The organism is Gammaproteobacteria bacterium (assembly GCA_016712635.1).
Lineage (GTDB): Bacteria > Pseudomonadota > Gammaproteobacteria > SZUA-140 > SZUA-140 > JADJWH01.
Genome location: JADJQS010000015.1, coordinates 95491 through 118253, shown reverse-complemented (window position 1 = coordinate 118253; position 22763 = coordinate 95491). Strand labels below are relative to the sequence as shown.

Sequence of the window (22763 nt, the reverse complement as noted above, 5' to 3'; positions counted from 1 at the left end):
CCGGGACCAGCCATGGGCGCCTACGAATACACCGCGCTGGACGACGGCGGACGCGAACGCAAGGGCGTACTCGAAGGCGACACGCCGCGCCAGATCCGCCAGCTGCTGCGCGACAAGGGCTGGGCGCCGCTCAAGGTGGCCGAGGTGGCGCAGCGCGAGCGGGAGCGCAACCGCGGGATCTCGCCGTTCCGGGGCGGGGCGAGCCCGGCCGACATCGCGCTGATCACACGCCAGTTCGCGACCCTGGTGCGCTCCGGGCTCCCGATCGAGGAGGCGCTGCGCACCATCGCCGAACAGTCCGAGAAGGCGCGCCTCAAGAGCATGCTGGTCGCGGTGCGCGCGCGCATCATGGAGGGCCAGCCGCTGGCGGCCGCCCTGTCCGGCTACCCGCGCGCCTTTTCCGATCTCTACCGGGCGACCGTCGCGGCGGGCGAGCAGTCCGGGCATCTCGACACCGTGCTCGACCGCCTCGCCGATTACACCGAGGGTCGCCAGGCGATCCGCCAGAAGGTGACGCTGTCGCTGATCTATCCGGTGCTGGTGATCGTCGTCGCGATCCTGGTCGTGCTGCTGCTGCTCGCCTATGTGGTGCCGCAGGTAGTCTCCGTGTTCGACAATATGGGGCAGGAGCTGCCGCTGCTGACGCGCGGCCTGATCGCGGTCAGCGACTTCATCCGTTCCTCAGGGGTGCTGCTCGGCGTCCTCCTGCTCGGAGTGGCCATCGGCCTGCGCCTGATTCTGCGCCGTCCCGGCGTGCGCAAACGCTTTCACCGCGCGCAGCTGTCGCTGCCACTGGTGTCGCGCCTGGTGCGGGGCATGAACGCCGCACGCTTCGCGCGCACCCTGAGCATCCTGGCGGAGAGCGGGGTCCCGGTGCTGGAGAGCCTCCACATCTCGGCCGAGGTGGTCACCAACCTGTCGATGCGCGAAGCCGTCAACATCGCGGCGCGCCAGGTACGGGAAGGCGCCAGCCTGCACAAATCGCTCGAGCGCAGCGGGTATTTCCCGCCCATGACCATCCACCTGATCGCGAGCGGCGAAGCCAGCGGTAACCTTGAGGTGATGCTGGAACGGGCTGCGAACAGCCAGGAACGCGAACTGGAGGCGGTGGCACAGACCATCACCGGCCTGCTCGGCCCGTTCCTGATCCTGATCATGGGCGGTATAGTACTGCTCATCGTACTGGCGATTCTGCTGCCGATCTTCAACATGAACCAACTGGTCGTTTAAACCGAGAGACAGACACACATGACACACACACGCATGAATTCACATCCGTCATCCGGGGCGCGCCGGCAGGCCGCGGGATTCACCCTGATCGAGGTGCTCGTCGTGGTGGTGATCCTCGGCATCCTGGCCGCGATCATAGTGCCCAACCTGATGGAGAAGCCCGGACAGGCCCGCGTTACCAAGGCCAAGGCGGACATCCGCGCGGTCGAAAGCGCACTCAACATGTACCGGCTCGACCGCCATGTCTACCCGACGACCGACGAAGGGCTGGACTCCCTCGTGCCGACGTATCTGCCGCGCGCGCCCACGGACCCATGGAGCCGGCCCTACCAGTATCTGAACCCGGGAACACAAGGCGGCGCCTTCGACCTCTATACCCTAGGCCGCGACGGCCAGCAGGGCGATGAGGACGAAGACTCCGACATCGGCAACTGGAACCTGGATCAATGAATGACCATGATCCGGCGCCTGTCCGAGGCGGTTCGTCCGCGACGCGCCCCCGGACGCGGGCACGGTTTCACCCTGCTGGAGATCCTGGTCGTCGTCCTGATCATCGGCATCGTGCTCACCCTGGCAACACTGGCGCTGCACGACGACATCAATGAACGCCTGAAGACCGAGGCACGACGCCTGGCCGCCCTGCTCACGCTTGCGAGCCAGGAAACGGTGCTGCAGGGCAGCGAAATGGCGGTGGTCTTCACGCCGCAAGGCTACCGCTTCCAGGTACTGGAGGAAGACAAGTGGGTTGACGCCGGGGACTCGGTGTTGCGCGCGCGCCAGCTCGCCGAGGACCTCACGCTCTTCATCGAGGTCGAAGGGGAGACCCAGTCCGCACGCGAAAAGGACGCCGAGGAACCGCGCATATATCTATTGTCGAGTGGCGAGATGACGCCCTTCACGCTCACCCTGAAAGACAGGAACAGCACCGCGACCTACCAGCTGCGCGGGGATTTCAGCGGCGAATTCACCTTCGAACCATGATCACGGCAACTCCGCACCCGCCAGCGATACACCCCGGACGGCGCCTTGTCGACAGGACCCGGCCGCGCGGTTTCACCCTGCTCGAGATCCTGGTCGCACTCGCCGTGATCGCCATCGCGCTTGCCGCGATCGTCGGCGAGACCGTGCAACGCCTGGGCAACGCCGCGCGTCTCACCGACCGGACCCTCGCGCACTGGGTGGCGATGAACCGGATCACCGAACAGCAGTTGAGCACCTCCTGGCCGGCGGTCGGCGTCACCACGGGAACGTCCGACATGGCCGGGAGGGAGTGGTTCTGGTCCCTCAAGGTATCCAGCACCGAGGACGACGGGGTGCGCCGCCTCGACGTCGAGGTCCGCGCCGAGAAAGGCGAGGAACGGCCGAGCTCCACCGCGATCGCCTACCTGGAGCGTCCCATATGAGTGCGCCGGCGCGCGGTTTCACCCTGCTCGAGCTGCTGGTCGCGCTGGCGATTTTCGCGGTGCTCGGGGTGGCCGCCTATGCCGGCCTCGACGTCGTGCTCGATGCCAAGAACCGCATCGAGGCCAGGGCGGATCAGCTGGGTCGATTGCAGATGTTGTTCGTGCTTATCGGACGCGACATAGAACAGGCGTCCGGCCGGGGTGTACGCGACAACTTCGGCGATGCGTTGCCGCCCATGTTCGGCAACGATACGGCGCTTGAATTCACTCGCGCCGGCTGGCGCAACCCCGCCGGTCTCAAACGCAGCCAGCTCCAGCGCGTGGGCTACGCTCTCAGGGACGAAACCCTCACGCGCGCGAGCTGGGACGTGCTCGACCGCGCGCAGGACAGCGAACCGCGTTCTGCCGATCTGCTCGGCGAGGTCGGCGCCTTCGAGATCCGCTATCTGGACCGTTCCGGCGAATGGCGCGGAGAATGGCCCGCGGCGGGCGGAGCGGCAGGGGGCGGGGGTATGCAGTTGCCGCGCGCGATCGAAATCACTCTGGACGTAAAGAACTGGGGCCGTATCACCCGGTTGTTCCGCGTGGCGGACGCCCCGGTCCAGGCGCTTCCCTCATGATACGACTCCGCGCTGCGCGCCAGACCGGCGTTGCCCTCCTCACCGCGCTGCTCATCACCTCGGTGGCGGCCGTGGCGGCGGTGTCGATGGCGGCCCGGCAGCAGCTGGACATTCGCCGCACCGGCAACGTCCTTGATGCAGACCAGGCCTACCTGTTCACACTGGGGGTGGAGTCCTGGGCCAAGGAGATCCTCGCGCGCGACCGCCGCGACGGGGAGGTGGACCAGCCGGGGGAGGACTGGGCGACCATCCTGCCCCCGATCGCGGTCGAGGGCGCGGTAGTGGCGGGCCGCATCGAAGACCTGCAGGGGCGCTTCAATCTCAATAATCTGGTCGATGCCGATGGCAAGGCGAGCGAGGACGACGTCCGGCGCTTCCGCCGCCTGCTCGCCGCGCTGGAACTGGACGAGAACCTCGCCGACGCGGTGGTCGACTGGATCGACACCGATCTCGACCCGCGCTTTCCGAACGGGGCGGAGGATCCGGCCTACCTCGGGATGGCTCCCCCCTATCGGACCGCAAACGCTCTCATGCAAAGCCCCAGTGAGTTATTATTGGTCAACGGCGTCACCCGGGAGATTTATGACGCGCTTGCCCCATATGTGGCGACCCTGCCGGCCAGGACCCCGCTCAACGTCAACACCGCGTCCGCCCCCGTGTTGATGGCGTTGAATGAGGGGATCACCGAGTCCGACGCGTCGCAGCTGATCGACGAGCGTGGCGAGAAGGGATATCAGACGACGGAGGAGTTTCTCGCGCATCCCCTCCTGAAGGAGCGCGGGCAGGGCATCACCAACATCAGCGTGTCAACTTCCTATTTTATGATCTATGCAAATGCCCGATTCGAACGCAGCAGGGTGGATCTCAACAGCCTGGTTGCACGCGGCGCCGATGCCCGCGTTTCCGTGATACGTCGTTCCCAGGGCACGGTCTGACATGCGCGACACGCTTTTCATACATCTCGGCACCTGTCTGTCCGACGGCACGGCGGAATGGGTGCGTGTGTCCGACGGTGCGACCGAGTCCGCTGTCGAACGCAGCGCGCTGGAGGATCTGTCGCGGCAATGCGCCGGCTGCCGCGTCGTGGTGCTGGTGCCCGGCGAAGACGTCACTCTGGCGCGCGCCGTGGTCCCGGCGCGCAACCGGCAGCGGATACTGGCCGCGCTCCCCTACGTGCTGGAAGACCGCCTGATACCGGATGTCGAGACGCTTCACTTCGCCCCCGGCATGCGCGAGTCCGGTGGCGCCCTGTGTGCCGCGGTGGTCGAGCGGGCGCGCATGGACCAGTGGCTGGAGCAGTTGCATGCAGCGGGTATCGTGCCGGAAATGTTGGTGGCCGATACCCTCACCCTGCCCTTCGAGGCCGGTTCGTGGACCGCACTCGACAAGGGCGACATCAGCCTGGTGCGCACCGCCGCACAGGGCGGGTTTGCCCTCGACAGCGCGAATTTCGCGCTCCTGCTGCCGCTCAGCGTCGACGAAGCCGGCGATCAGCGTCCGGATCGCGTCGTGCTGTACGACGACGCGCACAAGCTGGATGTCGAGTTCCCCAAGGATTCCGGGGTGCATGTCGAATGGCGCGCCGTCAGCGGCAGCAAGCTGGCCTTGATGGTGCGTCACTTCAGCGAGCAGGCGGCGATCAACCTGCTGCAGGGCGACTACAGCAGGCGCGAACAGCTGGGCCGGGTGTGGCGGCCGTGGATCCCGGCCGCATTGCTGCTGGCGGTCCTGCTGCTGGTCAACGCCGGCATGACCGTCGCCGACTACATCACGCTGTCGCGCGAAAACGCGGCGCTGGAACAGGAGATCCAGGCGATCTACCTTGACGCCTTTCCTGACGCGCGCCGGGTGGTCAATCCGCGCGCGCAGATGGAACAGGGGCTGGCCGCGCTGCGCGGCGGAGGTGGCGGCACGGGAGGCGGGTTCCTCGCCCTCATGAGCGACGCTGCCGGCCCGCTCAAGCAGGTCGACAACCTCATACTGCAGCGCGTGAATTATCACGACGGCAAACTCGACCTCGCGCTGGTGATCGGCGATTTGCAGGCCCTGGACCGGCTCAAACAGCAGCTGATCGAGGCGGCCGGCATGGAGGTCGACATCCAGTCCGCGAGCGCGCTCAATGACCGCGTCGAGGCGCGGCTGCAGCTGGCGAAGAAGGGCATATGAAACAGTTCATCGCAAACCTGAGCGACCGGGAACGGGTGCTGCTGGCGGGTGGCGGCGGGGGCGCGCTGCTCGTCCTGCTATTCCTCATCGCCTGGCATCCGTTCAGCCGATATGTCGAGCGGCTCGACGACAATGTGGTCGCACAGCGTGAATTGCGCGTGTGGATGCAGCAGGCGGCGACGGAGGTCAAGCAGCTGCGCGGCAGTGCCCCGGCACGGCGCGGCGCCGGCCAATCCCTGCTCGCCGTGGCGGACAGCACCGCGCGCCAGCACGGTCTCGCCGCCGCGATGAAGCGGGTCGAGCCCGAGGGCACCGACAAGGTGCGCATCCGCCTCGAACAGGCGGGCTTCGACGACTTGACCCGCTGGCTCGAGTTGCTGGTGCGCGAACACGGCGTGCGCATCGAATCGATCACCATCGACGGCAGGAGCCAGTCGGGCACGGTGGACGCGCGCCTGGCGCTGCAGGCGGGCACGCCATGAAGCGCCTGATCGGTTACGGCCTGCTGTTATCGTGCGCCTATCTGGTCTTCCTTATTCTCCAGTTCCCGGCCGCGCAACTGTACGCCTGGCTGCAGTCGCGCGCCGCCGCGCCGGTGCAGCTCTATCAACCCGACGGTACGCTGTGGTACGGCCGCGCCGCCGCCGCAACCATCGGCAAGACGCGCATCGATGCGCCGGCGTGGACGTTCCGCCCGCGCGCGCTGCTGCTGGGGCGCGTCGAATACGCGCTCTCAGGCCGGCTGGCACGCGCGCCCGTCAGCGCCGTCGTCGGCCGCGGGCTCGGCGCCCCTTTTTTTGCTGACGATGTCCAGCTCGCACTTCCGCTCAACGAGGCGCTGCGCTTCGTCGACCTGCACGACATCGGCCTCAACGGCCAGTTCAGGGTCGAGATCGGCCACCTCGAGATCCGTGCCGGGAAGATCGCCGCCCTTGAGGCGACGCTCAGTATCGCGGACGCGGCGTTCGCCCCTCCGGTCAACGTCGCGCTGGGGGGGGCCGCCATGCGGCTGGAATCCAGCGGTGAAATCATCAAGGGGATACTCAAGGACAACGGCGGTCCGTTGCAGGCGGACGGAGTGCTGATCTTTCAGCCGGGCGGCGAATACCAGCTCACGATCGGGCTGAGCGCGCGCGATCCGAACGACGTCCAGCTGCGCCAGGCGCTGCGCTTCCTCGGCACGCCGAATGCCGCCGGCAAGGTGAGTCTGAGCCGGCGCGGCCGCATCGATCTCGCGAGTTACTTCTAGGCCGGGCGCGCCTGTAGTACAGGTAGCTGCGCGGTCTTCCCGCGCGGTACCGTCAACGCTTCATCGAATCGAAGAAGTCGGCGTTGTTCTTGGTGACCTTGAGCTTGTCGATGAGGAACTCGATCGCCGCCAGCTCGTCCATCGAATGCAGCAGCTTGCGCAGGATCCACATCTTCTGCAGCTCGTCCTGGTCGGTGAGCAGTTCCTCGCGGCGGGTGCCGGAGCGGTTGATGTTGATGGACGGGTAGATGCGCTTCTCGGCGATGCGGCGGTCGAGGTGGATTTCCATGTTGCCGGTGCCCTTGAACTCCTCGTAGATCACGTCGTCCATGCGCGAGCCGGTCTCGACCAGCGCGGTGGCGATGATGGTGAGGCTGCCGCCCTCCTCGATGTTGCGCGCCGCGCCGAAGAAGCGCTTGGGGCGTTGCAGTGCGTTGGCGTCGACGCCGCCGGTCAGCACCTTGCCGGAGGAAGGCACCACGGTGTTGTAGGCGCGTCCCAGACGGGTGATCGAATCGAGCAGTATCACCACGTCCTTCTTGTGCTCGACCAGGCGCTTGGCCTTTTCGATCACCATCTCGGCCACCTGCACATGGCGGGTCGCCGGCTCGTCAAAGGTGCTGGAGATTACCTCGCCCTTGACGGAGCGCTCCATCTCGGTCACCTCTTCCGGGCGCTCGTCGATCAGCAGCACGATCAGGTGACATTCCGGGCTTTTGACCGAGATGGAGCGGGCGATGCTCTGCAGCATCATGGTCTTGCCCGCCTTGGGCGGCGAGACGATCATGCCGCGCTGGCCCTTGCCGATGGGCGCCACCAGCTCGATCACGCGCATGGTGATGTCTTCGGTGGTGCCGTTGCCGAGCTCCATCGGCAGACGCTTGTTGGCGAACAGGGGCGTCAGGTTCTCGAACAGCACCTTGCTCTTGGCAACCTCGGGGGCTTCGTAGTTGATCTCGTTGACCTTGAGCAGGGCGAAATATCGCTCACCCTCCTTCGGGGGACGGATCTTGCCGGAAACGGTGTCGCCGGTACGGAGGTTGAAGCGGCGGATCTGGCTGGGCGACACGTAGATGTCGTCCGGGCCGGCGAGGTAGGAGCTGTCGGCCGAGCGCAGGAAACCGAAACCGTCCTGCAGGATCTCCAGCACGCCCTCGCTGTAGATATCCTCGCCCTTCTTGGCGTGCGCCTTCAGGATCGCGAAGATGACGTCCTGACGACGCGATCGCGCCATACCCTCGATGTTCATGGATTCGGCCAGCTTGAGCAGGTCGGCCGCGGATTGCTGTTTGAGTTCGGTCAGATTCATAGATGTTTTATTGGATATGACGGTGACGACTAGAGGGGGACGGAAGTTGTCCGCGCTGCCCAGCAGGCCTGCGGTATTCTCTGTCAGGGATTGTACGTTAAAACTAAATGGAAGACGGCTGCAGGAGGTAAGCCGTAACTAGCTGTTTGGATTCTGTTTGGGTAACGCTATCACCATTTAGCGGCAGCGTCCAGCACTTTTTGCTGTCGCCGGCCGAACGCCCCGCCGCTGAATATTGCCTAAATATTGCTGTCGATAAACGCCGACAGCTGCGACTTCGATACCGCGCCCACCTTGGTCGCCTCCACGTTGCCGTTCTTGAACAACATCAGGGTCGGAATGCCGCGGATGCCGTATCTGGGGGGGGTCGCGGGGTTGTCATCGATGTTGAGCTTGGCCACGGTCAGCTTGCCGGCATAGGCATCCGCGATCTCATCCAGGATGGGGGCGATCATCTTGCAGGGCCCGCACCACTCGGCCCAGAAATCCACCAGTACCGGCAGATCCGATCTCAATACCTTCTGCTCGAATTCGCCGTCCGACACGTACTTGATGTTCGCACTCACTTAAGCTTGCCTCCGGTTTCCGACAACTTCGCGTTGCCCATGATCATGTGGTTGCTGGCGCCAATTATCAACAAAATGGTGGCGCGATACAAACCCGAAGGGCCGCTCCACTCCACTCGCGACATTCGTCGAAATGGACACAAATCTGATATGCTGTCGCCCCATGAGTGGCAAGCATTTGACGAATATCAGCTTTTCACAGCTGAACCTTCCGGCGCAGATTAAGCAAGCCATTGAAGAAATTGGTTTTTCATACTGCACGCCGATCCAGGCCCAGGCGCTCGAACTCGCGCTTGCCGGACGCGATGTGTGCGGGCAGTCGCAGACCGGCACCGGCAAGACGGCGGCCTTCCTTATCGCGCTGCTGAATCGTCTCATCAAATCGCCACCGCCCGCCGGGCGGCGTCCCAACCAGCCGCGCGCCATCGCCATCGCGCCGACGCGCGAGCTCGCGCTGCAGATCCACAAGGACGCGCTGGCGCTCGGCAAATACAGCGGCCTGCACATCGAGGTGGTGTACGGCGGCACCGGTTACCGCGAGCAGCGCGAGACCGTCGGGCAGGCGGTGGACATCCTGATCGGTACGCCCGGCCGCATCATCGATTACTTCAAGCAGCACGTGTTCGACTTCAAGGCCATCGAGGTGGTGGTGCTGGACGAGGCCGATCGCATGTTCGACCTCGGCTTCATCAAGGACATCCGTTTCCTGCTGCGCCGCATGCCGCCGCCCGCGAAGCGGCTCAACATGCTGTTTTCGGCCACCCTTTCGCATCGCGTGATGGAACTGGCCTACGAGCACATGAACCATCCCCAGCAGATCCGCGTCGAACGCGAGACCATCACGGCGGACAACATCAAGCAGACGGTCTACTACACCTCGAACGACGAAAAGATCCCGCTGCTGCTCGGCCTGCTGAAAAAACTCGAACCGCGCCGCATCCTGGTGTTCGTCAATACCAAGGAAGCGGGCAATCAACTGTGCGATTATCTGTGCGCCAATGACATCGACGCCGCCATCCTGTCGGGGGATGTGCCGCAGAAACAGCGCATCAGCCTGCTGGGCCGTTTTAGCGACGGTCAACTGCAGTTGCTGGTAGCCACAGATGTCGCGGCGCGCGGCCTGCACATTCCGGATGTCAGCCACGTCATCAATTACGACCTGCCGCAAGATCCGGAGGACTACGTGCATCGCATCGGACGCACGGCGCGCGCCGGCGCCACCGGCGACGCGATCAGCTTCGCCTGCGAGACCTACGCCTTTTCGCTGCCCGAGATCGAGGCCTACATCAGCCACAAGATCGCCGCTGAGCCGGTCAGCCGCGACCTGCTCGTCGAACCACGTGTACCGGCCAGCGCGACGGCGCGGCGCGAACGCCGCAGCGGGCGCGGTGGACGGCCGCCTCAACGGCCGCGTCGCGCGGCGCGGCCGCGCCACAGCGGAGCGCTGCAGGACTGATCGCGGTCAATCTGCCGTCGCGGGAATGTCCAGCCAGAGGTCCGCGCCGCGTGCGACCAGTCTGACCGGACTCAGGCGGGTACCCGCACACGGGCCGGCGATGCAGTAACCGTCAGCGACATTGAACAGCGCGCCATGATTGGCGCATTGCAGACGACTCCCCTCGGGATCCAGAAATTGATCGGGCAACCAGTTGAGTGGAAGCCTGCGGTGCGGACACCGGTTCAGATAGCCGTGGTACACCCCATCCCCGCGTACGACGATGATGCCGTGCGCGCAGCCCGGCAGGGGCAGCTCAAAACCCCTGGCCATGACGCCTTCCAGTTCAGACAGCGAACATACGCGGCGCATGCGCGCTAGGGCGCGTCGGCGCCGGTCCAGGCCAGCCGCTGCGCGTCCGCATCCTTCAGGGCCAGTCCGCGGCGGTAATAGATCAGCGCCGTCTCCCGCTCGCCCGTCTTTTCCAGCACCCCGGCGAGTTCGTTGAACGCCTCGTATCCGCCTCCGCTGCGGATGCAGGACTCGAGATATTGCCGCGCCTTGCCCCACAAGGCGTTACGCCGGCACAGCCGGCCGACGGTCAGCAATAGAACGGGGTCGGTTTCATGGCCGCTCAGCCATTCCTCGGCACGCCGCAGCTGGCGTTCGGGCTGGCTGCCGTCGATCAGCCCGTACAGATGGATCAATTCGGGACTCCATTGCCGCGTCACGCTGCGATACAACACCGCCTCCGCCTGGTCCGGCGCGCCGCATGCGATCAGCCGCTGCACATATTCCCGTACCAGCTCGGGGCGATGGGCAAGCTCCTTCGGAACGCGCTGCCAGAGCTCGTTCAGGGCCTGTTCGGTCCCCTTGCCGCCGCCACGCGCCAGCAGGCTGCGATAGGCCTGAATCTGCAGCCGTTCCGCAGTCGCGTGATCGATGCCATGCTGCTTGCGCAGTGCCGGCAACAGCGCGAGCAGCTGCTCCCAGTCCCGCGTCTCGCGGTACAGACGCAGCAACTGGCGCTGCATGACGATATTCTTCGGCTGCTCCGACCGCACCCGGGTCAGGTCAGCCAGCGCCGGCCCGTATTGGCCGCGCTCCAGCAGCAGTTCCGCGCGCGTGAGCGCCACCGCCGGATCCGACCCCGCCGCGCTGTCGCGTGCGAGCTCCAGATAGCGGTCGCGCCGCTCGTCGGCGCCGAGGGCCTGTGCGGCGCGCGCCGCCCCGAGGTAATTCAGCACCGCGGCGGTGTCGCCATGACCCGCGTACTTGCTGAGGCGCTGCTCGGCGCGCTGGTAACGCCCCGCATAAAGATCGAGATAGCCCCGCACCAGGACGGCCTGCGCGCGCCGCGCCGCGTGCCTCCGCCGCCAGTCGCGCAGGCGCCGCGGCAGGCGCAGCAGATTGCCCGCCATCCGCATCGACAGGTGAAACAGGACGATCATGCCCATGAGCATGACCAGGGCCAGGGCCAGGCTGAATTCGATGGTCCAGCCCCGGTACTGCACCAGCACGTAACCGGGATCGTAATACGCGAACAACGCCACCGCGAGCGCGAACAGCAGGGCGAGCAGGGTGGAAAACAGCCACTTCATGCGCCGCCGTCCTCGCGCCCAGGCGCGCGCCGGCGTTCGAGCGCCGCATGCAGGGCGTCCAGGGAACCGGAGACATCCGGCAAGCCCGGCGCGATATTCACCTGATCCATTTCGCTGAGACGCGCGGCGACCGCCGCCACGGCCGCGTTCCCGCCGTCGTAGTACTTGTCGAGCCAGGCCCGGGCCGCGGACAGGCTGGCGTGGAAATTCCTGTCGTCGCGGGCGAGTAGCGCGACCCGGGCCGATTCCAGCTTGAGGTACAGGTTCTGGGTCAGAAAGATCTGCTCTCCCGGGGCGATCAACGGCGGTTCGCCGCCCTCACGGCGCCGCACCACCACCAGACTCTTCAATGACGCCCAGATATCGCGCGCCACGACGCGCCATTGCGGCACGTCGGTGTCAGATCGCTCCCGTTCCGCTGCGTCCGCGGGTTCGGGCGCCTCCTGGCGCAGCAGCAGCGCACCCAGCTCACCCTGCAGGCCCGCGAGGGCGTAGGCCATGCCGGCGACATCCGGCCGCGGCACCGCCTCGAGTGACGTGATCTCCCGGGCGAGTCGGCGCCGCACCTCGGCGAACAGGGGATCACCCAGCGCCTGGAGACGTCGGTCGGCGTTTCTGAGCGCGAGCAGCGCGGTGTCGATATCACCGGCCAGCTGCAGGCTGTCGTTGGCCATGCGCAGCAGGCGTTCGATGTCCGCCGGCTCCACGCGCCGCAGCGCTTCGCGGCGCAGCAAGTCTTCGATCTCGGTCAGCTCAGTGGCAACACCCGGGATATCGCTTTCCACACGCGCGAGACGCGCGGTGAGCTCATCCTGGCGCCGGGAGGCGGATTGAAGCGCCGCATCCAGATCATCGCCATGTTTCGCCAGCACCTGTTGCTCTGTACGGAACTGCTGCGCGAAGTAATAACCCGCCAGGATGCCGCCGCCGGCACACAGCAGCGCAAGGAGCGCAATGCCGAAGCTCCAGGCGCGTCCGCCGGACGGTGCTGGCGCGGACGCGGGCGCCGGCGGCTCGATGGCGACGGCATCGCGCGCATGCGCCGCGTCATCGTCCGCCACGGGTTTGTTATCAATGTGCATGTACCATGTCCTCGCTCCCTTCGCGTGCGCCGCGCCACCAGCGGAGTATGGCTGCGAGCAGTCCTTCGTCGCTCGCCTCCGGAGCCACGCAGGCGGGATGGTGGAATCCCAGTTCGCCCGCGAGACGCGCGGTGCGCTCGCTGATCACGATCAGCTGCCGCCCGAGCAGCCAGCCGCGCCTGTCCTCGCCGGCCAGCACATACAGGTTGTGCAAACCCTCGTTACTGGTGACCACAATCGTATCAATATTGTCTTCGGTCGCTATGCGCTGCAGACCGGCCCGGCTCGCGGCGGGCAGGACGCGCCGATAGACCTCCGCGTACTCCACCTCTGCGCCGCGTGCGCGCAGTGCCTCGGCCAGCAATTCGCGGCCGCCCTCGCCGCGGAATACGATCACGCGCCGGCCCGCGACCCGCTGCAGCGCGTCGAGCGCGAGCAGACCTTCACTACTGTACTCCCGCGGCGGATGGACGTCGGCATGCAGACCGTGCTCCGCCAGTGCGGCCGCGCTGCCGCGACCTACGGCGGCCAGACGCAGTGCCGGAGGCCAGGCACGCTCCCCGAGCTCGGCGCAGGCGCGATGCACCGCATTGCCGCTGACGAATATGGCGATGTCGAACCGCTCCAGGCGCGCAAGCAGCTCCGCCAGGGCCCGCGGATTGCCTGGCGCGGAGATCTCGATCACGGGCAGCGCGGTGGCCCGCCCGCCGGCGCGCTCGATCAATGCACACAATCCCTGCGCCTGCTGCGCCGGACGCGTGACCAGGATATGGCAGCCGGCCAGGTCCGGACCCGGCTCAGCGCCCGCCGTAGACATGACCCAGGATCGCCCGCGCCCCGCAGCCAAGCAGCTCATCCGCCAGCCTGATGCCCACCGCGGCGGCCTCCGCCGTTCCGCCAGCGGCATGGCAGCGGATGATGCGGCTGCCGTCGGGATAGCCAACCAGTCCATGCAACGTGACGCTATCGCCCTGCAGGGTGGCGTGGCCGGCGATCGGCACCTGGCAGCCTCCCTGCAGGCGGGCGTTCAGCGCGCGTTCCGCCTCGATGCAGATCTGGGTGCTGCGGTCGTTGAGCGGGCGGATCATCTCGTTGACCGTGGCGTCGTCCATCCGGCACTCGATGCCGATCACGCCCTGGCCGATCGCAGGCAGGCATACCTCCGTCTCCAACTGCTGGGTGATGCGCTCCGCCATGCCGAGACGGATCAGTCCGGCGCTGGCGAGCACGATGGCGTCGTAGTCGCCCTCGGCCAGCTTGCGCAGGCGCGTGCCGACATTGCCGCGCAGGCTGAGGATGTCGAGATCGGGCCGCAGCGCGTGCAGCTGCGCCTGTCGGCGCAGGCTGGAGGTTCCAACGCGCGCGCGTGGCGGAAGACGTTCCAGCCGGTCATAGCGCAGGGAGACAAAGGCGTCGCGTGGTTCCTCCCGCGCGAGCACCACGGGGAGGTGCAGACCCGGCGGCAGTTCCACCGGTACGTCCTTCATCGAGTGAACCGCGATATCGGTGCGGCCCTCGAGCATGCTCTGTTCGAGCTCCTTGACGAAGAGGCCCTTGCCGCCGATCTTGGCGAGCGGTGAATCCAGGATCCTGTCCCCCTGGGTGCTCATCATGACCAGGTCCACCTGCAAACCCGGGTGCGCCTGCTCGAGCAGGCTGCGGACATAACCGGCCTGCCACAGGGCGAGCGGGCTCTTGCGGGTGGCGATGCGGATTCGGCTGGCGGTGGTCATGCGTCTGCGTGTTCGGGATCCGGGTGCGAAGGCCCCTTATGCTAAGGGCTGCGTCCCGGGCAGGCAAATGCAAATTCCGCAGCGCGGCGCCGCGCCCTCAACCGTAGCGCTTGAGCAGTTCCTTCAGCGCGAACAGGTGCCGCCGGCTTACCTCGGGCCGCTCCTCGACGCCGCGCAGGCTGACCATGTGGAGGCCGTCCGGAGTCTTTGTGAGACCGGCCAGAAAAGACACCGCGATCAAGGTATTGCGATGGATGCGCAGGAAGCGGCCGGCGAATTCCTCGGCCAGGTCCTTAAGCGGTTCCTCGATCAGCACCTCGCCGTGCAGATGGCGCACCGTCACGTACTTGTGATCCGCCCTGAAATAGATGATCTCCTTTACCGGTATCAGCACCATCTGCCCGCGCGCGCGCGCACAGATGTGGGTGCGTGACGGCGCGCCCGGCAGCATGTCGCGCACCGCGTCGAGCCGGGAGCGGCTCAGGCGCCGCGCCTTGGCGAGCGCCTCCGCCAGCCGCTGGCGCCGGATCGGTTTGAGCAGATAGTCGACCGCATGCATCTCGAAGGCCTCCAGGGCGTAATCGCCGTAGGCGGTGGTGAAAATGACCGCCGGCGGCTGTTCATAGCCCGCCAGATGGCCGGCGGCCTCGATCCCGTCGATGCCCGGCATGCGGATGTCGAGCAGCACGACATCGGGGCGGAGGCGGTCGGCGAGTTCAAGCGCCTCGCGGCCGTTGGCGGCCTCGCCGACGATCTCGTCGGCGCCGATCTCGCCGAGAAGACTGCGCAGACGGGCGCGGGCCGGGGCTTCGTCATCCGCGAGCAGCAGTCTCATGCCTCCTCCTTTATATAAGGAAAGCTCAGGCAGGCGTGGAACTGTCCATCTCGCGGTCCCGCATCGAGGCGCCCCGCGCGTCCGCAGTGGAGCTGCAGGCGTTCGCGCACGTTGTCCAGCGCCATACGGTTCCCGCCGCGCCGCGGCGGCGAATCCGCCAGCGGATTGCTTACGCACAGCGTGATCACTCCGTCGGTGCAGTGTCCGGTGATCCGGATGGCGCCGCCCTCGGGCAGCGGCTCAACGCCGTGGTAGACCGCGTTCTCCACCAGCGGCTGTACCAGCAATGCGGGGATCCGCGCGTCCAGGGGCAGGGCGGCGGTCTCGTCAACCACGCACAGGCGCTCTCCCATGCGCAGGGTCTCGATCTTGAGGTAGCGCCTGATCAGCTCCAGTTCGGCGCCCAGCGTGCTCAGGTTGGCGGCGTCGGACAGGCTGATGCGGAACAGTTCGGCGAGATCCTCCACCACCTCCTCAGCCAGCGCCGGATTGGTGCGGGTGAGGCTCGCGATGGTGTTCATACTGTTGAACATGAAATGCGGACGGATGCGCGCCTGCAGCGCCTGAAAGCGCGCCTTTGCCTCGGCCTCGATGGTACGCCGGGTCTGCCGCTGAAGGTAGAAATAGCGCAATACCACCGCCCCCACGATGCCGGCGATCGCCAGGCTCGTGCGCAGAAACTCCTCGTGCTGGCCTGGCGGCAGGAAAGACCCCAGGCCGGTGCCGCGCGCGATGAGCTGGGCGGACTCCACTGCAAGCACCGTCATCATCAGGATGATCAGATAGGCGGTCGTCCCCGCGAGCGGGTTGGACAGGCGGTTGAGCCGGCCGCGGGCGAGGCACAGGGCGCCCGCGCAGGAGAGCGAAATCCATTGAATGAACAGCGACAGCAGGCCGAGTCGGCTCCAGCGCTCCGCCCCGGAGACGGGGGCGGTCAGCGCCAGGATGAAGGCGAGCAGTTCGGCGGTGACGACGATGATGAAGACGATGCGGATATTGCAGAAATCCGGCAGGAAGCCGCTGGCGCCGTCGCGCGCGGCGCGGGGAATGGCAAGGGCGCTCGCTTTCATGGTCGTCGGTTCCGGATGCGCCCCGTCCCGCGGCCGCGGGACGGGTGTCGGCCACATATCGGCGCGCGGGAGAAAAACTTCAGAGCAGGGTGAGTGCCCGGAAACTTGTTATACTGCCCGGTAATCCGTTCCGTCCCGACGCGCATCATCCATGGACAAGACTGGCGACAAACTGTGGTCCGGCCGCTTCACCGAGGCCACCGACTCCCTGGTGGAAAGCTTCGGCGCCTCCGTCGGCTTTGACCGCCGCCTCTACCGCTACGACATCGAGGGCTCACTCGCCCATGCCCGCATGCTCGCCCGCGTCGGCGTGCTGACTGAGCAGGAACTCGCCGCCATCGAACGCGGCCTGCGCGACATCCTGACCGACATCGAGCGCGGCGATTTCGCCTGGCTGGTCGAGTTCGAGGACGTGCATATGAACATCGAGGCGCGCCTCACCGAGCGCATCGGCGAGGCCGGCAAAAAGCTGCATACAGGACGCTCGCGCAACGACCAGGTGGCCACCGACCTGCGCCTGTATCTGCGCCACGAGATCGATGCCGTCGACGCCGAACTGCGCAATCTGCAGCAGGTGCTGCTCGACCTCGCCGAGCGCGAGGCGGATACCATCATGCCGGGCTTTACCCACCTGCAGGTGGCGCAGCCGGTGACCTTCGGGCACCACCTGCTGGCCTGGTTCGAGATGCTGCAGCGCGACCGGGATCGCATGCGCGACTGCCGCCGCCGCGTAAATGTGATGCCGCTCGGTGCGGCGGCGCTCGCCGGCACGAGCTATCCGATCGACCGCGCCTACACCGCCGAACTGCTCGGATTCGACGCGCCGGCCGCCAATTCGCTTGACGCAGTCAGCGACCGCGACTTCGCCATCGAATTCGCCGCCGCAGCCGCCTTGCTGATGGTCCACCTGTCGCGCTTCTCCGAAGAGCTGATCCTGTGGTCCTCGGCGCAGTTCGGCTTCGTCGAGCTGTCCGACGGCTATTGCACCGGATCCTCCATCATGCCGCAGAAGAAGAACCCGGACATGCCCGAGCTGGTGCGCGGCAAGAGCGGCCGCGTCACCGGCAACCTGGTCGCGCTGCTCACCCTGATGAAGGGCCAGCCGCTCGCCTACAACAAGGACAACCAGGAAGACAAGGAACCGCTGTTCGACAGCGTCGACACGGTGAAGGCCTGCCTGCGCGTGTTCGCCGGCATGCTGCCCGGCATGCAGGTCCGGCGCGAGCGCATGGCGCAGTCCGCCCGCCTCGGCTACTCGACCGCGACCGATCTGGCCGATTATCTCGTCCGCAGGGGCATCGCCTTCCGTGATGCCCACGAGATCGTCGGCAAGACGGTGCGCTACGCCATCGACCAGGGCAGGGAACTCGCCGCCCTCACCCTCGACGAGCTGCGCGGCTTCTCCGACGCCATCGGCGACGATGTCCATGCCGTGCTCACGGTCGAGGGTTCCGTCGCCGCGCGCAACCACCCTGGCGGCACCGCGCCTGCGCAGGTGCGCGCCGCCATTGCGCGCGCGCACCGCCTGCTGGGCTGAACATCCCGCGCCGCACCCGGCTCCGCCAGACCCCGGCGGGCCATCCATGCCGCCCGATTTGACCGTCCGGCCATCCTTAGAGTCGACGGCGGGTAATTTTGAAGTTTGTCACACTCCTGCCGATACATTTCACGCCTCCTCATTACCCGGTCAGTGGCGCGAAAGGACAGGCCTTGCTCGATACCAAAACCATCAAGAAACGCTTCCTGGCGCTCAACCGCGACCGTGTGAATCGCATCCGCGACACCCTGCGCAACCGCCAGCGCGACGTGCTCGAGGTGCTGCCACTGCTGTTTCACATCAATCATGCGGAACTGCCCGGGTTCGTCTCCGCCGCCACCCCGGTCGGGGTATCCGACTATTCACCGAGCCGGCGCGCGCTCGAGATAGTGCAGAAGATGACACGCGAGCTCGATTACCGGCCGCGCGCCCTGCCCCGCTACGACATCTTCTCGCTGTTCCTGATGGGCAGCAGCGGCACCATCGCCTATTCGACCAAGAGCGACTTCGACATCTGGGTGTGCCACAACCCGGACCTCTCCGCCGTCCAGCTTGCCGAGCTGCAGGAAAAGGCCTCAGCCCTGGAGAAATGGGCGGAATCCTTTGATCTCGAGGTGCACTTTTTCCTGATGAACTGCGAACACTTCCGTGCCGGCAAGGTGGTCGAACTGTCCGACGAGAGCAGCGGCAGCGCGCAGTATCACCTGCTGCTCGACGAGTTCTATCGCACCGGCACCCTGCTTGCCGGACGTTATCCGGTCTGGTGGCTGGTCCCGGAGCAGGAGGAATCCGATTACGACCGTTACGTACGCCGCCTGCGCGAGCGCGGGGATATCGGCGACAACGAGACCGTCGACTTCGGCGGCATTCCGCGCGCGCCCGCCGAGGAATTCTTCGGCGCTGCGCTCTGGCAGCTGTACAAGAGCATCGATTCACCCTACAAGGCCGCGCTCAAGCTCATGCTGATGGAGGTTTACGCGGCCGAGTATCCGCAGGTCGAGCTGCTGTCGTTGCGCTTCAAGCGCGCGCTGCATGAAGGCGAGACAGATATCACCCGCCTCGATCCCTACATCATGCTGTACCGCAGGATCGATGAATATCTTGCCGCCCAGGGCGACGACGAGCGCCTCGCGGTGATGCGCCGCTGCTTCTACTTCAAGGTCAACGAGCAGCTCGGGCGCCAGGACGAACCGCAGGAAAACTGGCGTTTCGACGTCATGAAGGACATCGCGCAGGCGTGGGGATGGAAGCGCAGCCACCTGCAGCAGCTGGACAGGCGGCAGCAATGGAAGATCCACGAGGTGCTCGATGAACGACGGAGCCTGGTCAGCGCCCTGACGCAGAGCTATCACTCGCTCTCTCGCTTCGCGCGGGTGCAGAACATGCTGGCGAAGATCAACCAGCGCGACCTGAACATCCTCGGCCGCAAGCTCTACGCGGCCTTCGAGCGCAAGGCTGGCAAGGTCGACATCGTCAATCGGGGCATTTCCAGCGACATATGGGAGAGCCACCTCTCGATTCACCTGGTGGGCGGCCGGGAAACTGGCGCCTGGGTGCTTTACCGCGGCATCGTGCCACCCGAGGAAACGGCGTACGGCAAACCGATCAAGCGCAGCCGCGCCGTCACAGAGATGCTCGCCTGGTGCTTTCTTAACCAGCTCGTCGACGAACGCACAACCTTCGCCTTGTTCGCCCGCGAAAGCACACTCAGCGTGAACGAGATCAAATCCATCGTACGCGGCCTCGACCAGATGATACCCGGCTCGCGACTCGGCGAAACCACCCTGGAAGACCTTTCGCAGTCGCCGCGGCTCGCGAATCTCACCCTGTTCATCAACGTCGGACTGAAGCCCGCGACGCTGCGCGAGCGGGAAGGCAAGGAACTGACCAGTAACAAGACCGACGCCCTCAGTTTCGGCGGCGTGTGTGAAAACCTCGTGCTGTCCATCGACCAGGTCGCACGCACGACCTGGCAGGAGGTCATGGTCTCGCAGTACGAGGGCGAACAGGGTCTGCTCGACGGCCTCGGCGCCTACCTGCAATGGTCGCCGCCTTCGGCGGGTGCGCCCCCGCCGCCGGTGGCCGCCTACTGTTTTTCCTCCATGCAGAGCGCGGCCATCGTGCGACGCATGGAGGAATTGTTCCAGGATGTCGCAGCTTGCTACTACACCTCCCCCCACGCCGACAGGGCACGCTATATCCTGCTGATCGGGACACGCTACTACGCGCTGCAGCTGGACAACGGCGCCCTGCGCCACTCCCGGCTCGACACCTACAATGACCTGCTCAAGTATCTCGCCGCGCCGGTGCATGCGTACAGTCCGGTCGTGATCGACCGTTACGCGCTCGGTCATGACATCCTGCCGGTCATCTACCGCAATAACAAGGCGGGCGTGGTGCAGTTTTATTATGTAGAGGAGGCGACGGCGATCTACGTATATTTCATCGACGAACGCGGCTCGCTCTTTTCCCGTCGCATGCCCAGGATGGATGTCCGGCTCCTGGTACAGCAGTACCGGCGATTTCTCGCCGCGGTCGGCGCGCGCCGCAACCGGCACAAGGCGCCGGAAGGCGCGATGGACGCGAATGCCGTTCCGGTGGAGATCTACCAGGCCGTCAAGAAATATCACGGCCAGAGCCAGCTGGCGCGCCACCGGGAGCAGGGCGCGGACGAGGACCAGCGCTATTTCAACGTGCAGGTCATCGCAGGCGTCTCGGACAACAACCGCCCCGAGTTCACCATCTACATCGACGCGCGCGAATTCTCCTCGCTGGAATTCGGCGACGGTCTGTTTCACGAAGTCGCCAGATATGTGCTGGAGCTCCGCAAGAGCGGATTACGCTATCCGATCTACATCACCGACATCGACCTGTCCCACCGCGTCGCGGGCCTCGCGGGACCCGACCAGCTGCAGACCGTGCATTACCTGGAATACAAGAAACTGATCGAGGAGGGCCTGAACCGCGCGCTCGCCGCCCTGGTCGAGGACAAGACGGCGAACCTGGCGGGCTGACATCCGCTCAGGCGGATGCGCGCACGGCCTGGTGGGCGTGCTTCTTCAGGTACAGCAGCAACAGAGAAACGGCCGCCGGCGTCACCCCGGGTATGCGCGCCGCCTGGCCCAGCGTCACCGGGCGCGCGTCGGCAAGCTTCTGGCGTGCCTCGGTGGACAAACCGTGCACTGCGGCATAATCCAGTCCCTCCGGCAACCGCGTCTCCTCATGGCGGCGCTGGCGCTCGATCTCGTCGCGCTGGCGGTCAATATAGCCCGCATAACGCGCCTGGATCTCGACCTGTTCCGCCACCATCGCGTCCGCCACGCCGGGACCGGCGCCGGGCAGTGACATGAGAGCCTGGTATCCGACCCCTGGGCGGCGCAGCAGCTCGAGCAGGGTGAATTCCCGCGCGAGCGGGCCGCCCAGCACGGCCGCGGCGGCCTCTTCCGGAATCGTGGCAGGCCGCAGCCAGGTCGCGCGCAGGCGCTGCTGTTCGCGTTCCACCGCCGTGCGCTTCGCCTCGAAGCGGCGCAGGCGCTCGTCGTCCACCAGCCCGAGCTCCCGTCCCTTCGGGGTCAGGCGCAGGTCGGCGTTGTCCTCGCGCAGCAGCAGGCGGTATTCGGCGCGGCTGGTGAACATGCGGTAAGGTTCGGTGGCCCCGCGCGTGATCAGGTCATCGATCAGCACCCCGATATAGGCCTCGTCGCGAAACGGGCACCAGCCTTCCCGTTCCTGTACGCGCCGCGCGGCGTTGAGTCCGGCGACCAGACCCTGCGCAGCGGCCTCTTCGTAGCCGGTGGTACCGTTAATCTGGCCGGCGAAGAACAGGCCGGCGATGACGCGTGTCTCCAGCGTAGGCTTGAGGTCGCGCGGATCGAAATAATCGTACTCGATGGCGTAGCCGGGCCGCGTGATGTGGGCGCGCCCGAAGCCCGGTATCGACCGCACCAGGGCAAGCTGGACATCGAAAGGCAGGCTGGTGGAAATGCCGTTGGGGTAGATCTCGTGCGCGTCCAGCCCTTCAGGTTCGACGAAGATCTGGTGCGAGTCCCTGTCGGCGAATCGCACGACCTTGTCCTCGATCGAGGGACAATAGCGCGGCCCCACACCCTCGATCACGCCGGTGAAGAGCGGCGAGCGGTCAAGCCCGGCGCGGATGATGTCGTGCGTGCGTACGCACGTCGCGGTGATGAAACAGGAGACCTGGCGCGGGTGGTCGGCGGCCGAGCCCAGGTAGGAGAACACCGGGCGCGGGTCGTCGCCGGGCTGTTCACGCATGACGCTGTAGTCGAGGCTGCGGCCGTCAATGCGGGGTGGCGTTCCGGTCTTGAGGCGACCGACGCGCAGCGGCAGTTCGCGCAGGCGCCGGGCGAGCGTGATGGACGGCGGATCGCCCGCACGGCCGCCCGGGTGCTGGGTCTGCCCGACATGGATGCGGCCGCCGAGAAAGGTGCCCACGGTGAGCACGACCGCGCGGGCATGAAAGCGCAGCCCGCCCTGCGTCACCACGCCGCGCACCTCATCGCCCTCCACGATCAGGTCGTCGACACCCTGCTGGAACAGCCACAGATTCGCCTGCGCCTCGAGCGCGCGCCGCACTGCGCGGCGGTACAGCGCGCGGTCGGCCTGCGCGCGTGTCGCGCGCACCGCCGGCCCCTTGCTGCCGTTCAGGGTGCGGAAGTGGATGCCGGCCTGATCGGCGGCGCGCGCCATCAGTCCGCCGAGCGCGTCGACCTCCTTTACCAGGTGTCCCTTGCCGATGCCGCCGATGGCCGGGTTGCAGCTCATCTGGCCAAGGGTGTCGAAATTGTGCGTCAGCAGCAGCGTGCGCGCTCCGCTGCGCGCGGCAGCCAGCGCCGCCTCGGTGCCGGCGTGTCCACCACCCACCACGATGACATCGAATCTGTCGCTGAAGTCCATTCCTGCCTGC

At 66.2% G+C, this 22763-nt stretch carries 22 protein-coding genes; 12 read left to right on the top strand and 10 right to left on the bottom strand.

Annotated features, from left to right (window positions below):
• Nucleotides 1-12 precede the first annotated feature (12 nt).
• Genes gspF through IPK65_13475 form a run of 9 tightly spaced genes read left to right on the top strand, consistent with a single transcriptional unit; the run spans nt 13 to nt 6668 of the window.
• Nucleotides 13-1230 carry a type II secretion system inner membrane protein GspF gene (gene gspF / locus IPK65_13515; protein MBK8164103.1) on the top strand — a complete coding sequence of 406 codons (1218 nt, stop codon included), beginning with the start codon at nt 13-15 and terminating at the stop codon, nt 1228-1230.
• 33 nt (nt 1231-1263) lie between these two features.
• The gene (gene gspG / locus IPK65_13510; protein ID MBK8164102.1) at nt 1264-1680 is read left to right on the top strand and encodes a type II secretion system major pseudopilin GspG; all 417 of its coding nucleotides are present in this window, start codon (nt 1264-1266) and stop codon (nt 1678-1680) included.
• Nucleotides 1681-2211, top strand: a complete 531-nt coding sequence (gene gspH, locus IPK65_13505; protein ID MBK8164101.1) for a type II secretion system minor pseudopilin GspH — start codon at nt 1681-1683, stop codon at nt 2209-2211. It abuts the gene before it with no gap.
• The gene (gene gspI, locus IPK65_13500) at nt 2208-2633 is read left to right on the top strand and encodes a type II secretion system minor pseudopilin GspI (protein ID MBK8164100.1); all 426 of its coding nucleotides are present in this window, start codon (nt 2208-2210) and stop codon (nt 2631-2633) included. Before gspH ends, gspI begins: the two co-directional genes overlap by 4 nt.
• A complete protein-coding gene (gene gspJ / locus IPK65_13495) occupies nt 2630-3253 on the top strand; it encodes a type II secretion system minor pseudopilin GspJ (GenBank protein ID MBK8164099.1) in 624 nt (207 codons plus the stop codon). The genes gspI and gspJ overlap by 4 nt, the downstream gene beginning before the upstream one ends.
• Nucleotides 3250-4188, top strand: coding sequence for a type II secretion system minor pseudopilin GspK (gspK, locus tag IPK65_13490; protein ID MBK8164098.1), 939 nt, complete (start codon nt 3250-3252; stop codon nt 4186-4188). Before gspJ ends, gspK begins: the two co-directional genes overlap by 4 nt.
• A gap of 1 nt (nt 4189) precedes the next feature.
• Entirely contained in the window at nt 4190-5419 is a 1230-nt protein-coding gene (gene gspL, locus IPK65_13485; GenBank protein MBK8164097.1) for a type II secretion system protein GspL, read from the top strand.
• Nucleotides 5416-5901 carry a type II secretion system protein M gene (locus IPK65_13480; protein ID MBK8164096.1) on the top strand — a complete coding sequence of 162 codons (486 nt, stop codon included), beginning with the start codon at nt 5416-5418 and terminating at the stop codon, nt 5899-5901. The genes gspL and IPK65_13480 overlap by 4 nt, the downstream gene beginning before the upstream one ends.
• The gene (locus IPK65_13475) at nt 5898-6668 is read left to right on the top strand and encodes a type II secretion system protein N (protein ID MBK8164095.1); all 771 of its coding nucleotides are present in this window, start codon (nt 5898-5900) and stop codon (nt 6666-6668) included. Before IPK65_13480 ends, IPK65_13475 begins: the two co-directional genes overlap by 4 nt.
• Nucleotides 6669-6720: 52 nt before the next feature.
• Here IPK65_13475 and rho read toward each other — a convergent pair whose 3' ends face one another.
• The gene (gene rho / locus IPK65_13470; GenBank protein ID MBK8164094.1) at nt 6721-7977 is read right to left on the bottom strand and encodes a transcription termination factor Rho; all 1257 of its coding nucleotides are present in this window, start codon (nt 7975-7977) and stop codon (nt 6721-6723) included.
• Between the two features lie 239 nt (nt 7978-8216).
• The gene (trxA, locus tag IPK65_13465) at nt 8217-8543 is read right to left on the bottom strand and encodes a thioredoxin TrxA (protein ID MBK8164093.1); all 327 of its coding nucleotides are present in this window, start codon (nt 8541-8543) and stop codon (nt 8217-8219) included.
• Between the two features lie 163 nt (nt 8544-8706).
• On the opposite strand from trxA, the gene IPK65_13460 reads away from it, so the two are divergent.
• A complete protein-coding gene (locus IPK65_13460) occupies nt 8707-9999 on the top strand; it encodes a DEAD/DEAH box helicase (GenBank protein ID MBK8164092.1) in 1293 nt (430 codons plus the stop codon).
• A gap of 6 nt (nt 10000-10005) precedes the next feature.
• Here IPK65_13460 and IPK65_13455 read toward each other — a convergent pair whose 3' ends face one another.
• The 7 genes from IPK65_13455 to IPK65_13425 form a co-directional block, all read right to left on the bottom strand.
• Nucleotides 10006-10350 carry a Rieske 2Fe-2S domain-containing protein gene (locus IPK65_13455; GenBank protein MBK8164091.1) on the bottom strand — a complete coding sequence of 115 codons (345 nt, stop codon included), beginning with the start codon at nt 10348-10350 and terminating at the stop codon, nt 10006-10008.
• Between the two features lie 5 nt (nt 10351-10355).
• Nucleotides 10356-11579, bottom strand: a complete 1224-nt coding sequence (locus tag IPK65_13450) for a heme biosynthesis protein HemY (protein ID MBK8164090.1) — start codon at nt 11577-11579, stop codon at nt 10356-10358.
• A complete protein-coding gene (locus IPK65_13445; GenBank protein MBK8164089.1) occupies nt 11576-12661 on the bottom strand; it encodes a uroporphyrinogen-III C-methyltransferase in 1086 nt (361 codons plus the stop codon). Before IPK65_13445 ends, IPK65_13450 begins: the two co-directional genes overlap by 4 nt.
• Entirely contained in the window at nt 12651-13478 is an 828-nt protein-coding gene (locus IPK65_13440) for a uroporphyrinogen-III synthase (GenBank protein ID MBK8164088.1), read from the bottom strand. The genes IPK65_13445 and IPK65_13440 overlap by 11 nt, the downstream gene beginning before the upstream one ends.
• On the bottom strand, nt 13459-14394 hold the full coding sequence (gene hemC / locus IPK65_13435; protein MBK8164087.1) for a hydroxymethylbilane synthase: 936 nt from the start codon (nt 14392-14394) through the stop codon (nt 13459-13461). The genes IPK65_13440 and hemC overlap by 20 nt, the downstream gene beginning before the upstream one ends.
• Before the next feature lie 97 nt (nt 14395-14491).
• A complete protein-coding gene (locus IPK65_13430; protein ID MBK8164086.1) occupies nt 14492-15229 on the bottom strand; it encodes a response regulator transcription factor in 738 nt (245 codons plus the stop codon).
• Entirely contained in the window at nt 15226-16299 is a 1074-nt protein-coding gene (locus IPK65_13425) for a sensor histidine kinase (protein ID MBK8164085.1), read from the bottom strand. Before IPK65_13425 ends, IPK65_13430 begins: the two co-directional genes overlap by 4 nt.
• Before the next feature lie 151 nt (nt 16300-16450).
• Between IPK65_13425 and argH the strand changes: the two genes are divergently transcribed.
• Nucleotides 16451-17836, top strand: a complete 1386-nt coding sequence (gene argH / locus IPK65_13420) for an argininosuccinate lyase (GenBank protein MBK8164084.1) — start codon at nt 16451-16453, stop codon at nt 17834-17836.
• A gap of 173 nt (nt 17837-18009) precedes the next feature.
• Nucleotides 18010-20850, top strand: coding sequence for a class I adenylate cyclase (locus tag IPK65_13415; GenBank protein ID MBK8164083.1), 2841 nt, complete (start codon nt 18010-18012; stop codon nt 20848-20850).
• A 7-nt stretch (nt 20851-20857) separates the two neighbouring features.
• On the opposite strand, the gene mnmG is transcribed toward IPK65_13415, so the two are convergent.
• Complete coding sequence (gene mnmG, locus IPK65_13410) at nt 20858-22753, bottom strand: tRNA uridine-5-carboxymethylaminomethyl(34) synthesis enzyme MnmG (GenBank protein ID MBK8164082.1); 1896 nt, start codon at nt 22751-22753, stop codon at nt 20858-20860.
• Nucleotides 22754-22763: the final 10 nt, after the last annotated feature.